Consider the following 14306-nt stretch of genomic DNA (forward strand, 5'->3'; position numbering starts at 1 on the left):
CCCACTACCTCTTGAAAAGTATATTAACACTCCTACTTTGCTGTATTATCAGTTTTAAAGCTTTTTCGCAGCAAACACAAACTGATACCGGTAAAAAAATAAATATTGCAGATACCTTAAAGAAAGATCTTTTTACTGCGCCTGATACCGTTAAACATCTGCGAAGCAAAGCTTGGGCGCTTGTCCCCCCGGCAGCACTGGTGGCTTATGGCACCAGCAACTTTTTTTTAAAGCCAGTACGCAGGCTTGATGTTAGTATCTACAATGACATTAATGAGGATGCACCAAACTTTAAACATCATCCCGAAAATTATTTCCAATATACACCCGTTGCCCTGGTTTACGCCTTAAACCTTGTTGGCATACATGGTAAAAATACTTTTGTAGACCGTTCTCTTATTTTTGTGATGGCCGAGGGCATGATGGGTTTAACCACTTTCGGCTTAAAGAAGGTTACACACAGGTTACGCCCGGATGGTTCTGATTACAACTCGTTCCCGTCTGGCCATACGGCTAACGCTTTTTTGGGTGCCGAATTTATGGCGCAGGAGTTAGGCGATAAATCAATAGGGTACAGTGTTATTGGTTATGGTTTTGCTACTGCTACGGGCATTTTACGCATGTATAATCGCGACCATTGGTTTAGCGATGTAGTAGCCGGTGCAGGTTTCGGCATACTATCTGCCAAAGCGGCTTATCTGCTTTACCCTTATATCCGCAACCGATTGTTTAAAGCCGGTAGGGAAAAAGAAGACAACCGCAACATACCTGATGAATTAAAAAAACAACCCAAAACAAGTTCTATTATAATGCCTTCTTATAATAATGGGATAGTAGGGTTAAATTTCGCTATGCAGTTTTAAACTCCAAGCAGCTATTTTTTAGGGAATACATAATTGCGGTAAAATATCCGCAGCATGCTTGGCAAAACTATCAGCAACAATGGCAACGCTGCTAAAAAGCCGCCTATCACTGCTATAGCTAACGGTTGGTGCAATTGCGCACCGGCACCAATACCCAATGCTAAAGGCATTAGGGCTATTATAGCGCCGAGCGCCGTCATTAATTTGGGGCGTAAACGGGTAGATATAGAATAAACGATCGCATCATCTATCGTACTTTCCCTGGCGCTCTCTCTGAACTGCCAAAAGGTAAAAATGGCATTTTCTCCTATTATACCCACTATCATGATCAAGCCTGTATAACTACCCACATTTAAAGGCGTGTTAGTGAGATATAGGGCCAGCAGGCTGCCTCCGATACCTAAAACAGCTATGATCAATATCAACAATGCAATCCTGAATTGTTTAAACAAGAACAATATCACCCCAAAAACCAGCAGGCTTGCTGTTATTAATATCGTCAACAGTTCCTTAAAGCTTTGTTGCTGCTCGGCATAGGCGCCACCATACGCTATGTGATAACCGGATGGCAGGTTTATTTTTTCGGCTATACCTTTTTGTATGGCGGGGATAACGCTTCCAAGGTCGCTATTCTCTAAGCGAGCGCTTACAACGCCCATAGCTTGTAAGTTCTCGCGCTCAACTTCCGCGTCGCCGGGGTGCAAATTTACTGTAGCCAATTGTGTAATAGGCAAAAGCCTGCCATCGGGTAAAAACAAGCTCAGCTTTTTTATACCCGCCACATCTTGCACACGATTGTCCGGGTAAACCATACGAATAGGCGACTGCTGTTCGCGCTCAAATAAATTGCCTATCACATTTCCCTCTAAGGCCGACTGTACTTGCGACTGCAGCGCCGCGGGTGTAATGTTGTATTGAGCAAGCTTGCTATAATCTGGTATTATATCTACTGAGGGGCCGGCGATAACAATACCATCAAACACATCAGCGGTCCCCTTAACAGCGGTTACGACAGCGGCAACCTGCTTAGATAGTTGCTGTAACTTAGCCTGATCATTGCCAAAAACCTTTATTTCTATTGGTTGCGTTGATGTCATCAGGTCACCAAGCATATCACCTATTACCTGCCCAAAATCTACACGCAACGCCGGCTGGGTTTCTTCGATATGCGCACGCAGATCACTAATTACCTCTTCTGATGTTTTCTTGTGGCCTTTTTTTAGCTGTATAAGATAATCGCCGGTATTGGGCTCTGTTATGAAAAAACCCATCTGCGTTCCGGTTCGGCGCGAATATGCTGCAACATCCGGCTCTTTGATGATCACCTTTTCTATCTCTCGCAGCATACGATCGGTCTCTTCAAGCGAAGTTCCGGGCGGCGAAGTATAATCTAATACAATGCTACCTTCATCCATATCCGGCAGGAAACCCGTTCCCAATTTACCGGGCACAAATATTATCACGGTAATAAGCACTAAAATTAAAACGATGCTTACTACTGGTCGCATAATAAAAAATGATACCCAACGCTGCCTCTTTACCTCATGCGCCACTTCTTTTTTACCTACATTATTTATTTCAGAATTTTTGGTAAGCAGCAGATAAATCACCGGTAAACCTATCCACGTAACAAAAAAGGAAGATACAAGGGTGATGATCATCGTATCTGTCATCACCTTAAAATAAGCGCCGGCAACTCCCGTCATCAGCAAAAAGGGAATAAAGATAACTATAGTACTTACCGACGAACCTACCATAGCGGGGAAAAGATAGTTGATAGCTTTTTGTAAAAGCGTTACGGTAGGTTCTTCAGGATGCTCCTCATGTGTTCGGTGAATCTGTTCCACCACAACAATGGCATCATCAATTATTAAACCGATGGCTGCGGCTATAGCACCTAACGTCATGATGTTTAAGGTGTAGCCAATAGCATATAAAATAACAAGCGTAAGGCCAAGAGTAACAGGTATAGTTATCAATATAGTGGCACTTGCTTTAACCGACCTAAGGAAAACTATAGCTACAATGATCGCCAGCACAAGGCCTATCCACAAACTATCACTTACGCTTTTTACCGATTCGTTTACAAAATCTGCCTGTACGTAGTAAGGTTTTATTGTTACACCTTTGGGCAGCACTTTTTGCAACTCGGCCACTTTGGTCGTCATTGCTGCAGAGATGTCCACAAGGTTAGCATTCGGCTGTTTGATAACCGCGATCAGTACACCCTCGTGACCGTTGGCGTTAATTTTAGTATATTCTATCCCGGGGTTAATCTGTATTTCGGCAATATCCTTTAGCTGAACAATGCGCTTCCGGTTGTTACTCAACACCAGGTTTTTCAATTGCTCGCTGGTGTTTACGCTGGCATCTGTGACGGTTAAGTACAGCATTTTAAAATCTGACAAATAGCCGTTTGATTTGATGAATGCTGTTTGCGCAAGCGTGTTAGTGATCATATCAGGCGTTAAACCAAGTGCGCTCATTTTTTGGCGGTTAAGCACCAGCCAATATTCCTTTGTTTTACCACCGATAACCCTTATTTCTGATACGCCATCAACCTGCGACAGAAAGGGTTTTACCGTATATGTAGCCAGCTGCTTTAATTCGATTGGTGACAGGTTATGGCTCTCAAGCATATACCCGCTCACCGGCAAAATGGAAGGGTTCATCTTTTCCACCGTGACGTTAACTTCGGGCGGAAGATTATTTTTTATTTGCGCAATGCGCGATTCGATGCGTTGCTGGCTCAGGTCGATATCGGCATTCCAATTCATATAGGCTGATATCTCGCAGCTGCCACGGCTGGTAGTACTGCGTACATAGTGCAGGTACGGAACTTGTTTAACAGCATTTTCCAAAGGCTTGGTAACCGTAACCATCATTTTGTTTACAGGTTGCAGGCCTGCATCTGCAATGATCTTTATTTTAGGAAAAGTGATCTCCGGAAAAAGGGAAGTTTGCAGCCGCGAGTAAGCAAAACCGCCACTCAACATCAAAATAAAAAGCACCAGGCTGATGGGCTTTTTATGCGTGATGAAAAAATTGTTAAGGTTATTCATTTATTTGACAATTTTAACCTTCGCAGTATCGGCTAAGCCATAATTTCCGGTCACAATCACGCGGTCGGCGGGTTTAAAGGCGGGTGCTAATATTTCTATCCTCCCACCAGATTCGATACCTTTTCTTATAGCCGTTTTTATTGCAGTGGTATCGTTTATCAGCTTCATTACCCAAAACTCCCTTTGTGTTTCGTTTGATAACACTGCCGATTTGGGTAACGATGGCGCGCTACTTTTTGCGGTTTTTATAATGGTTGCCTTAGCCACCAGGTTCTCGGGTATTGGATGAGTGTTATTCACTTTAATTACAATACCTTGTGTTTGGGAAAGGGTATCAACCGATGGCATTAGCGAAGCAATGTGGCCATTAAGTTTCTCACCATCGGGCAGCGTAAGCATGAGGTTTTGATTGCCCGGAATAACACCTCGCAATTCGTAAGGCAATTGCAACACAAAGGCAAAGCTTTCGCGGTCGCTAATTATAGCTAATTGCTGGCCGTCCTGCACGTAATCGCCAACCTGGTGCAGCAACTGCGTTACATAGCCGCTACGCGAGGCCTTAATCTTGTTAATACCCGAAAACTTAAAGGTAGTATCAAGCACATTGATGGTGTTACCAATACTTTGCGCCTCTTTGGTCTTTAAGGTAAACATCAGCTGGCCTTTTTGAACGTAATGCCCGGGCTGCACATTTACTTTTGTTATATAGCCAATAGCGTTAGCGCTTACGTAGTTTTTTTGCAGGAATAATGATGTTGCGTTCAGCTCAATAGAATCGGCCAGGGCACTGTTACTTACGGTAGCAACTGTAACCGGTGTTTGCGATTGTACTGCTGTATCCTCATCGGAAGGAGCATTGCCCTTGCAAGAGCAAATTGCAATAATGCTAACACAGACAAGTAATATGTTTATTGGCGTGTAATATCGGTTCATATATTATCGGCTCCAGTAATTAAGTTGATTAACAAGTTGCAGCTTGCTGATGATATTTTGCGTAAGCAGGTTTTTTATACTGAGGTAATTATTAACTGCCAGTATCAGGTCGGCAATTTTAAGGTCACCAGTTTGTAGTAGCTTGGTGTCAACTTTTATTAAGCTTTCCGAATATTTCAGTTGATCGGTGATCTCGGCTACCAATTTATCGTAATCGTTTATCTGCTGGTTTAGCTGGTTTATCTGCTGGGTGTACTGGTTGTTAAAAAAGGCTTTATAACTCTTGCTGGTTTCTTGCTCAAGCAATAGTTTTTTGTAAAGTAATTTACGCTGCCCTCCATCGTACAATGGCATACTTACGGTAAAGCCTATACTGGTACCAAAATTTCTGTAATACTGCGCTGTAAGATCGGAGTTGTAACCACCATCGGCAAAAACACTTAACCTTGGTCGGTAACTATAATCTATAAGTTTACGGCTATTAGCAAGGCGGACACTGTCTAACTGGTATTGTTTGAAAAAGATACTTGTGCTGCGGTTAGTCAGAGCTATATTCCGTTGCAGCTCGGGTTTGGCTATTTCAAAAATAGTAGTATCGGCTATGCCGGATAAATAGTTGAGCGTAGCGTAATCCGTTTTGTACTGCAAGCGCGATTGTGATAGTTGTAGTTGCGCCTGTTTCAGCGTAACCAAAAAAGTAAGATAGTCGCTTTGGCGGTACACGTTGCTGCGGGTAAGGCGTTTAAGCAAGTTTTCTTCCTTACCTAACAGGTCTACTACTTCCTGGTTAAAACGCTGTTGCTGCAGGCTGCCATAAGCACTTATGTACTGGCCGATGATGGTACGACGAAGATCTTGTTCGGATAACTTGATGCTATTACGCAAAGAGTCGTTTTGAATACCAAGAGCTGCGAACTGCGCATTTAAATATCCTTTACCAACAAAAGCCTTACTGACTGTTATCAACCCATTTAAGGATTGGCCATTGGTAATAGCCGAAGAATAGCCGTAACCCTTTATAACAGGCGCATATAAACCTGCGCTGCTTGCAGTAACCTGCGGCTTAAAACCTGCCCGTATGCGTACACTATCTAATCGCGCAGAGAGAATCTGATTGTTAAGATCCTTTATAAGCGGGCTGTTTTTGATGGCATGCTGCAAATAATCATCCAGCGTTTTACTTTGGCCAAAACAAGTTGTGCTAAATAAAAAGATCAGAAAAAAATTGATAACACGCCTCATGGGGTACGTTAGCTATTGGCTATTAAGTTAAATTTTTCAACTGTAAATCTCCCACTAAATTCTGTAGACATTTTGTGGAATAAAAAATGCTGTAGTGACAGTCCACAGCATAAATAACCGACTCTATACCGGTTAAATAATTACAAGCGGGAAGGGGGTTTTTAATCCTTCGCTATCTTTATAAATTTGCCCGCGCCGTCAAATAAGAGGTCTCTGCCTTTTACTTCTGCCTCATAGTTAACTTCGCCGGTGGCGGTTTTTGTAATTTTGGCGGCTTCTTTAATAGCAGCACTTTTGTAATGCTCTTTTATGTAAGCAATAACACTTGCCGGCAGTGCTGTGGCGCTTATCCCCGTTTCAGCCTCAAGCTGGTTGCCGTCAGCTTTAAAAGTTGCCGACATTTGGGTTCTGCCCTGTTTAAATCCAGCCTCAAAATCGCCTTTTTCCTTTTCCCATTTAACCACTTTTACCGCCGGATAGGCTTTTACAAAAGACGCCTTAACTGCCGGCGGAATTTGGATTGAGCGTTGAGCCATAACTGTTATGGCCGTTGAGGCTGCTATTAATATAGCCGCTGTTGTTTTAATTGATTTCATTAGCCTGGTATTTTTTATACTAATGTATCAGCTCAATCTGTACGCAATTTGGATTAGTGTTGTAGGAATTTGGGATAATTAAAATAGTACAGAAAAAACGTGACTATCCTTGTCTCCCTGATATTGCAACTTAAAGCCGTACTTATCACAGATCTGTTTACAAAGCGTTAAGCCCAGCCCTATACCTTCAGAACCGTCTGACTTTTGGAATCGTTTAAGCACCTGTTCGAAATTAAACGCATGCTTTCCGGTGTTTATGATGGATAACTTCTCAGCATCCAGCAGTATCGATAAACTGCCTGCCTGGTAATTGTGCCTGATGGCATTGCTGATCAGGTTATTAACTAATATCTCCATAAGCGCTCTGTTGGCGTTAAGCAGTTTGTTGCCGAGTTTGGTTTTTAACGTAATGCCCAATTGAAGGATCATTTCCTCGTGTTGGTAAATACTATCCTCTAAAACTTCTCTCATGTTAACTTGCTGGATATCCTGTATCAGCCCATTCTCAATTTTGGCCAATAAAAGCATAGATTTATTTAAGCGGGTTAACCTGGTAACGGTGCCGTAAATATCGTTTAGTAATTTGCTTTGCTTGTCGGTAAAATCATCGGTTTGAACCAGGGTATCCAGTTTGGAGTTGATCACAGAGATTGGCGTCATCAACTCATGAGAGGCGTTCTCCGTAAATACTTTTAAATTCTGATAATCGCTTTTTACCCTATCAGCCATGCTTGTAACGGCGTGGTCAAGTTCAGTAAATTCATCAATTGTTGATGGCGTGCTATTAACTGAAGCATTATCAGCAAGGCTAAAACCTTTTAATTGGGATAATACCTTGTAAAATGGCTTCCAAATACTTTTAAGAATTATTCGGTTTAACAGTAATAAAACCACCAGCAATATAACTATAACACCTATGGTGATTAAGAAAACTACCTGGATCAGGTCTTCGGTCTCTACTTTAGACTGCGTAACCAAGATGCTGTAGTTTTGCCCAGATACATTTACGGAACTAATTAACGCCCTCCCGGCTTCCATGTCTTTCTCATCCAGGTCATGATAAACGGTATCTACAAAGCGTCTTTTAACCTTTCCGCTTCCCAGCTTCATAAAAGCAATTTGCTGGTGGTTGCTTTCATAAACATCAGGAAGATGATGATTTTTGGATACATAGCTAAACACCTCGTTTTCTTCAAGCACAAGGTCTTTGTCTATCTGGTTAGTTAAAATATGGCTGATAGTGTAATAGTAAATTATGCCGGTAACCAGCATAATTATTACTGTTACTGCTACATTGATCCTGTTGTATTTGGTTAGCAGTTTCATGCAACTATAAATTTATAGCCCATGCCGTACGCTGCTTGTATGTAATCTTTAGCGCCTGCCTCAACCAGTTTTTTGCGTATGTTTTTAATATGCGAATAAATAAAATCGAAGTTATCAGCGATATCTATACTATCACCCCAAAGGTGCTCAGCTATGGCGCTCTTCGAGACCACTTTGCCTTTGTTGGCTATAAAATAAAGCAATAGGGAATATTCTTTACGGGTAAATTTTACAGCGGTGCCATTTACCTTTACCGCTTTTGCGTCCAGGTCAATGTCTATCTCGTTGAACTTAAGATTATTGCTACCGTTAAAAGCCCTGCGCCTTACAATTGCCATAACCCGCGATCTCAGTTCAGATAAATGGAACGGCTTAGTCAAATAATCATCAGCGCCAAGGTCAAGCCCGGTAAGGCGGTCATCCAGCGAGTTTTTTGCGGAGATTATAAGCACACCATCATCCCGCCCATTTTCTTTTAAATGCCTTACTATATCAAGTCCATTTCCCTGCGGCAAAGTTAGATCGAGTATAACGCAATCGTAGCGGTAAAGACTCACCTTTGCCAATGCTGACGAGAAATCGGCCGCCACTTCGCAGATACTATCACTGCCTGTAAAATAAGCTTCAATACTATCTCGCAAGCCTGTTTCGTCTTCTATTACTAAGATTTTCACTACATAAAATTAATACTTAAAGTTGGAGAAATACTGTTGGAGCTTTTTTAAAGATGATTGTAATCTAAAACCAATTAAACCTCTTTAAATATTAGGTATATATTGTCCAGTTGGTTTATTGCGACTTTGAATCACTACATCATTGATCATATTTGCAATATACATCGGAGTATCCGCTGGTCAACTTCATACTAAAACGGGCCCAGGATTGCGTTTATTGAGAACGGAGATGATTGGGCCTTTTAAAATGAGATTTGCAGTTTTAACCCCACATTATATTTTTTGACAGCTACTGTAATCTGATCAACGCTCTGAAGGTCCGGAAAACTTAACGCCATTTAAAGTTGAATATCCGAATGACTGACCGCTTTGCCGCAGCATGAACAAATGCTATATTTGATCTTATCGGTAAACATATCAGAAAACTACCGTTTGGCTTAATAAAAATAACGCAGATAATTGAAAGAACTGAAAGATATTGTAAAGGCTTACGACCTGGCACAAAGTGAAGGGAAGCAAACGGCATTGGCAACCGTTGTGCATGTTGAAGGTTCTTCTTACCGGAGGGCCGGTGCACGGATGCTGATCACAGAGGATGGGAAGCTTACCGGTGCCATCAGCGGCGGCTGCCTGGAAGGTGACGCTTTGCGGAAGGCGAGGTTAGCCATAGCAGAACAAAAGCCGATGCTGGTAACCTATGATACAACGGATGAGGACGATGCGAAATTTGGCGTAGGCCTGGGCTGTAATGGGATCATTCAAATACTAATAGAGCCGCTCCGCGTAGAAAATAATCCTGTCAGTTTCTTTAGATCTTTTTTGAGCAAGCGGGAACGCGCTGTTTTGGTTACTGTTTTCAATATGGCCGACCGGCACGCTATTCAATATGGTACCTGCATGTTTATTGAGAAGAATGGGCAGGTAACGGGAGATATAGCGGACAAGCATTTCGCAGGAATACTTATAAGCGACGGTTCGGATGTATTGAAACATGGTAAGCGATCCGAAAAAATCTACAGGAAACACGAAGAGTTCACCTATTTCATAGAATTACTGGAGCCCGAAGTTTCATTGATCATCGCTGGTGCCGGTAACGACGCCATGCCGTTGGTGCAAATAGCCAAGGTTTTAGGATGGTCTGTAACGCTGGCTGATGGCAGGGCAAACTACAACAATGCCGAACGTTTTCCATTAGCGGATCGGCTGATCATTGCCAGGCCTGAAGATGTGATGCGGCAAATAACGGTAGATAGCCGAACCGTTTTTATGCTGATGACCCATAATTACAATTACGACATGGCCCTACTCAAGGAATTGTTACCGATCGACTTGCCCTACATCGGTGCGCTCGGGCCTAAAAAGCGGTTATTACGCATGTTTGAGGAAATAGCAGGATCAACGATCAGTGAACCCTTAGAGCCTGAAAATGTTTATGGCCCCGCCGGTTTAGACATAGGTTCTGAAAATGCAGAAGAGATCGCTACTGCTATTATTGCCGAGATACAATCGGTTTTAAACCAGCGCAATCCGGCACCATTAAAAGCAAAACAATACATTCATGAGCGCGCCGAAACAATGGTTCAAAGACAACGTTAATTAATAAAAAATGATAAACGCCGTGATCCTTGCTGCCGGTTCCTCAAGCAGGCTTGGCCGTCCTAAACAGAACCTGGAATATCGTGGCCGTACCTTATTGCAGCAAGCTATTGCCTGTGCAGGAAATATTGCCGAAAAAGTGCTGGTGGTGTTGGGTGCTAATGAAGACCTTATCGCGGCAACCTTTGATAATGCTGGTGCTGAGATAATCTCAAACCCCGGTTGGCAGGAAGGCATGGCATCCTCTATCCGGGTTGCGATCACATATTTAGAAAAGAAATATCCGGTTACGAGCCATGTAATTTTGATGGTTTGCGACCAGCCATTTGTTAGTGCTGATTTTTTGGAAGAACTCAAAAGCACGGCGATGAACACAGGAAAAGGGATCACCGCAACCGCCTATGGTGATACCGTGGGCGTGCCCGTTATTTTTTCATCCGCTTATTTTTCTGCCTTACGGGAACTAACAGGTGATGAAGGTGCTAAGGCGATTTTGAAGATCAATTATCATGACCTGGTACAGGTGACGTTTAAGCAGGCATTAATTGATATTGATACAGAGACAGACTATCAGCATTTGCTTGGTAGTGAATAAAAGAAATATATGATCGAAGATTCTTTCGGACGGGTACATGACTACTTGCGGATATCGCTTACTGATAACTGTAACTTTCGGTGCTTTTATTGCATGCCTGATGAAGAATACGATTTTACGCCGGCATCGCGATTGATGCAGGCCAATGAGATTGTTACCCTTGCGGAAATATTTGTGGCAGAGGGTGTGAAAAAGATCAGGTTAACCGGCGGGGAGCCGCTTGTGCGGAAAGATGCTGCCCTCATCATTGCAGAATTAGGTAAATTGCCGGTAGAGTTGACCATGACCACTAACGGCAGTCGCCTGCACGACATGTTGCCTGCTTTGCTAAGTGCCAATATCCGTTCGGTCAATATTAGTCTGGATACCCTACAGGAAGAAAAATTTCTGCTCGCCACCCGCAGTAGATCCTTTAAACAGGTTTTAAGTAACATTGAATTACTGTTAGATCATGGCATTGCCGTAAAGGTCAATATGGTGTTGATGAAGGGCTTTAACGATAGCGAGATCAATGACTTTATTGCCTGGACCAAGTTCAAACCGCTTCAGATCCGCTTTATCGAATTTATGCCATTTAGCGGTAACCGTTGGACGAGTAATAAGGTCTTTTCTCAGCAGGAGATCCTGGACGTCATCAGCAGAGAATACATCTACCATGCAGTGGCTTCTAAGCCCAATGATACAGCAAGGCATTTTAAACTACCGGATCACTTTGGGTCTTTTGCTATTATCAGTACCATGACCGCCCCATTTTGTGATACCTGTAACCGCATGCGTTTAACGGCGGACGGTAAACTGAAAAATTGCCTATTTTCAAACGGGGAGACAGATCTGCTTACTGTGTTACGCTCCGGAGGTGACGTGTTGCCGGTCATAAAGACCTGTATCTGGCAAAAAGAAAAAGAACTTGGCGGGCAGTTGGGCAGAAACTTTGAAACGTTAAATGCTGAAATGTTGAATAACCGCAGTATGATCACTATAGGGGGATAAGAAATTGATCAGTGTAGAAGAAGCCAAAGCCCTTGTAATAAAAAATATACCCGCATTACCACCGGTAACTATCCCACTTTCGGAAGCCGCCGGCCACGTATTAGCCGCCGATATATTTGCCATTTGTGATATTCCGGCCTTCCGGCAATCATCAATGGATGGGTATGCGATCAGGTATAGCGACAAGGATTTGCTGTTACCGGTTAAAGGCGAGATGTATGCAGGAGTGCCGGAGCCTTTCACCATAGAACCTGGAGAAGCTTGCCGCATTTTTACAGGCGGCCCTTTGCCCGAGGGTGCCGACACCGTAGTTATGCAGGAAAAAGTATCTGTTTCGGATGGTCGGCTAAGAATTGTTTCCGACGACCTTAAACCCGGCGACAACGTAAGAGACAAAGGTGCGGAGATCCGATCGGGTGAACTGGCTATGCAAAACGGAACCTATCTGACGCCGGCCGCCATTGGTTTCCTGGCAGGAATAGGCGTAAGCGAGGTCAGCGTTTATCCGTCTCCAAAAGTTGCCGTTATTTTAACAGGTAAAGAATTACAGCAGCCAGGCCATACTTTAGCATTTGGCCAGGTTTATGAATCAAATTCATACTCACTAAGTGCTGCCCTTAAAATTGCAGGGGTTACATCAATAACACATTATTATGCAGACGACGACCTCGCAGAATTGAAAAACATACTTGTAAAAGCGATAACAGATAACGATATGGTATTGCTTACCGGCGGCGTTAGTGTTGGTGATTACGATTTTGTAGTTAAAGCTGCAGACCTTTGCGGTGTCACTCAGATATTTCACAAGGTTAAACAAAAACCCGGCAAGCCACTTTATTTCGGCAAGATGAACGATAGGGTGATATTCGGCTTGCCGGGTAATCCATCTTCTGTTTTGAGCTGTTTTTATAATTACGTTTCTTTGGCAATAGCAAGGCTGTCGCAACAACCGGATAAGGTAAAATTCTTGACTGCAACACTTGGCCATGCTATTAAAAAACCTGCAGGGTTAACTCATTTTTTAAAGGGGACATATACTGATGGAGTAGCGGCATCTTTAGGCGCGCAGGAATCTTTCCGCCTAAGTTCTTTCGCCCATGCCAACTGTCTTATCAGGTTAGCTGAATCACAGGATAGTTTTGCTAAAGGTGACGCAGTTAGCGTACTTTTATTACCTGAATAGTTATTATGCCACTTGATCCCATTTTTTTCTTTTTGCTGTTGTTCATGGTTGCGTTTTTATATGCTTCAGTGGGTCACGGTGGGGCAAGCGGTTACCTGGCATTGATGGCCATTTTCAGTGTTGCACCGGAGGTAATGAAACCCACAGCGCTTTTGTTGAACCTGTTTGTCTCTTCCACTGCATTTATCCAGTTTTATCGTGGTGGTCATTTCAGGCTCAAAGCATTTCTGCCTTTTGCCCTCGCTTCGATACCCATGTCTTTCTTTGGTGGTACAATGGCTATTGATGGTCTCTGGTATAAAAAGATATTAGGTTTACTGTTGCTTATTCCGGTCGTGCGTTTTTTCTTTTTTAAAAACGCCGATCCTAAAGAATTAAAAGAACCGAAAGTTGGATTATCGGTGATCATCGGGGCTGTTATCGGGCTGCTTTCAGGTATGATCGGTATAGGCGGCGGCATCATACTGTCTCCGGTATTGCTTCTCCTGAAATGGGCCGATCAAAAACAGGCAGCGGCTTTAAGCGCTGCATTTATTTTCGTAAATTCGGTAGCAGGGCTCTGCGGCCAGCTTATCAAGGGATTCACTTTTAATACGGACATGCTTAGTTATGTACTGGTGGCTTTTACAGGCGGACTTTGCGGGGCTTATTTTGGTGCGCTCAAATTCAGACAAACCGTTTTAAAGAATGTACTCGCCGTTGTGCTTGCACTCGCCGCTTATAAATTAATCTATGCATAGAAACATCAAATTAACAATCTTAGTACTACTGTTCATCGGCATATCAAATGCCCGCGCGCAGCAAAGCGAAAACTTTGTGGTCACCGGTAAGGTGTCAAATGAGCTGAACGTGAATATGACAATGCTAAATGCTTATAAAAGCTTTAGTATTGATAGCCTTGTTATTTATAATCACCTTATGGCTAAAAAAAGCGTGCTTAAACACATAAAGGGCGTTTTATTAAAAGATGTGATCGCTCGTTCAGGGATTGCCTCTGAATCGCCAAAAGTATTAAGTGAATATTATATTATTTGCAAGGCAACAGATGGCTATAAGATCGTTTATTCCTGGAATGAATTGTTTAATTCGAGCGCTGGGGATCAAACGTTGATCCTGACGTCTTACGACACGGAATCGGCAAAGACAGAAAAAGGAAACATCGCCATTGTTACACCGACAGACAAGGCGACCGGACGGAGATTTTTAAAGGGTTTAACAAGTGTAACGGTTTCGCGGGTAGATTGAT

General features: G+C 42.9%; 13 protein-coding genes. 7 read left to right on the forward strand and 6 right to left on the reverse strand.

The window, feature by feature from the left end; all coding sequences use genetic code 11:
- The first annotated feature begins 11 nt into the window (after positions 1-11).
- On the forward strand, positions 12-863 hold the full coding sequence (locus FPZ42_RS16855; protein WP_146273036.1) for a phosphatase PAP2 family protein: 852 nt from the start codon (positions 12-14) through the stop codon (positions 861-863).
- An 11-nt stretch (positions 864-874) separates the two neighbouring features.
- Here the strand turns inward: FPZ42_RS16855 and FPZ42_RS16860 are convergent, their stop codons facing one another.
- The 6 genes from FPZ42_RS16860 to FPZ42_RS16885 all read right to left on the reverse strand — a co-directional run bounded on the left by FPZ42_RS16860 (position 875) and on the right by FPZ42_RS16885 (position 8696).
- Positions 875-3925, reverse strand: coding sequence for an efflux RND transporter permease subunit (locus FPZ42_RS16860; RefSeq protein ID WP_146273037.1), 3051 nt, complete (start codon positions 3923-3925; stop codon positions 875-877).
- Positions 3926-4858, reverse strand: coding sequence for an efflux RND transporter periplasmic adaptor subunit (locus FPZ42_RS16865; RefSeq protein WP_146273038.1), 933 nt, complete (start codon positions 4856-4858; stop codon positions 3926-3928).
- A gap of 3 nt (positions 4859-4861) precedes the next feature.
- Positions 4862-6100: a TolC family protein gene (locus FPZ42_RS16870; RefSeq protein WP_146273039.1), complete on the reverse strand. Its 1239-nt coding sequence runs from the start codon at positions 6098-6100 to the stop codon at positions 4862-4864.
- A 161-nt stretch (positions 6101-6261) separates the two neighbouring features.
- Positions 6262-6696, reverse strand: coding sequence for a PepSY-like domain-containing protein (locus FPZ42_RS16875; RefSeq protein ID WP_146273040.1), 435 nt, complete (start codon positions 6694-6696; stop codon positions 6262-6264).
- A 78-nt stretch (positions 6697-6774) separates the two neighbouring features.
- The gene (locus FPZ42_RS16880; protein ID WP_146273041.1) at positions 6775-8022 is read right to left on the reverse strand and encodes a sensor histidine kinase; all 1248 of its coding nucleotides are present in this window, start codon (positions 8020-8022) and stop codon (positions 6775-6777) included.
- The gene (locus FPZ42_RS16885; RefSeq protein WP_146273042.1) at positions 8019-8696 is read right to left on the reverse strand and encodes a response regulator transcription factor; all 678 of its coding nucleotides are present in this window, start codon (positions 8694-8696) and stop codon (positions 8019-8021) included. The genes FPZ42_RS16880 and FPZ42_RS16885 overlap by 4 nt, the downstream gene beginning before the upstream one ends.
- A 459-nt stretch (positions 8697-9155) precedes the next feature.
- Between FPZ42_RS16885 and FPZ42_RS16890 the strand changes: the two genes are divergently transcribed.
- From FPZ42_RS16890 to FPZ42_RS16915, 6 genes are read left to right on the forward strand one after another with little or no spacing between them, the layout of a single operon-like run.
- Complete coding sequence (locus FPZ42_RS16890) at positions 9156-10292, forward strand: XdhC family protein (RefSeq protein WP_146273043.1); 1137 nt, start codon at positions 9156-9158, stop codon at positions 10290-10292.
- 10 nt (positions 10293-10302) lie between these two features.
- On the forward strand, positions 10303-10887 hold the full coding sequence (locus FPZ42_RS16895) for a nucleotidyltransferase family protein (protein ID WP_146273044.1): 585 nt from the start codon (positions 10303-10305) through the stop codon (positions 10885-10887).
- A 9-nt stretch (positions 10888-10896) separates the two neighbouring features.
- Positions 10897-11877 carry a GTP 3',8-cyclase MoaA gene (moaA, locus tag FPZ42_RS16900; RefSeq protein ID WP_146273045.1) on the forward strand — a complete coding sequence of 327 codons (981 nt, stop codon included), beginning with the start codon at positions 10897-10899 and terminating at the stop codon, positions 11875-11877.
- 4 nt (positions 11878-11881) lie between these two features.
- The gene (locus FPZ42_RS16905) at positions 11882-13060 is read left to right on the forward strand and encodes a molybdopterin molybdotransferase MoeA (protein ID WP_146273046.1); all 1179 of its coding nucleotides are present in this window, start codon (positions 11882-11884) and stop codon (positions 13058-13060) included.
- 5 nt (positions 13061-13065) lie between these two features.
- Positions 13066-13800 carry a sulfite exporter TauE/SafE family protein gene (locus FPZ42_RS16910; RefSeq protein ID WP_146273047.1) on the forward strand — a complete coding sequence of 245 codons (735 nt, stop codon included), beginning with the start codon at positions 13066-13068 and terminating at the stop codon, positions 13798-13800.
- Complete coding sequence (locus FPZ42_RS16915; RefSeq protein ID WP_146273048.1) at positions 13793-14305, forward strand: molybdopterin-binding protein; 513 nt, start codon at positions 13793-13795, stop codon at positions 14303-14305. Before FPZ42_RS16910 ends, FPZ42_RS16915 begins: the two co-directional genes overlap by 8 nt.
- Position 14306 lies beyond the last annotated feature (1 nt).

The organism is Mucilaginibacter achroorhodeus (assembly GCF_007846095.1).
GTDB lineage: Bacteria > Bacteroidota > Bacteroidia > Sphingobacteriales > Sphingobacteriaceae > Mucilaginibacter > Mucilaginibacter achroorhodeus.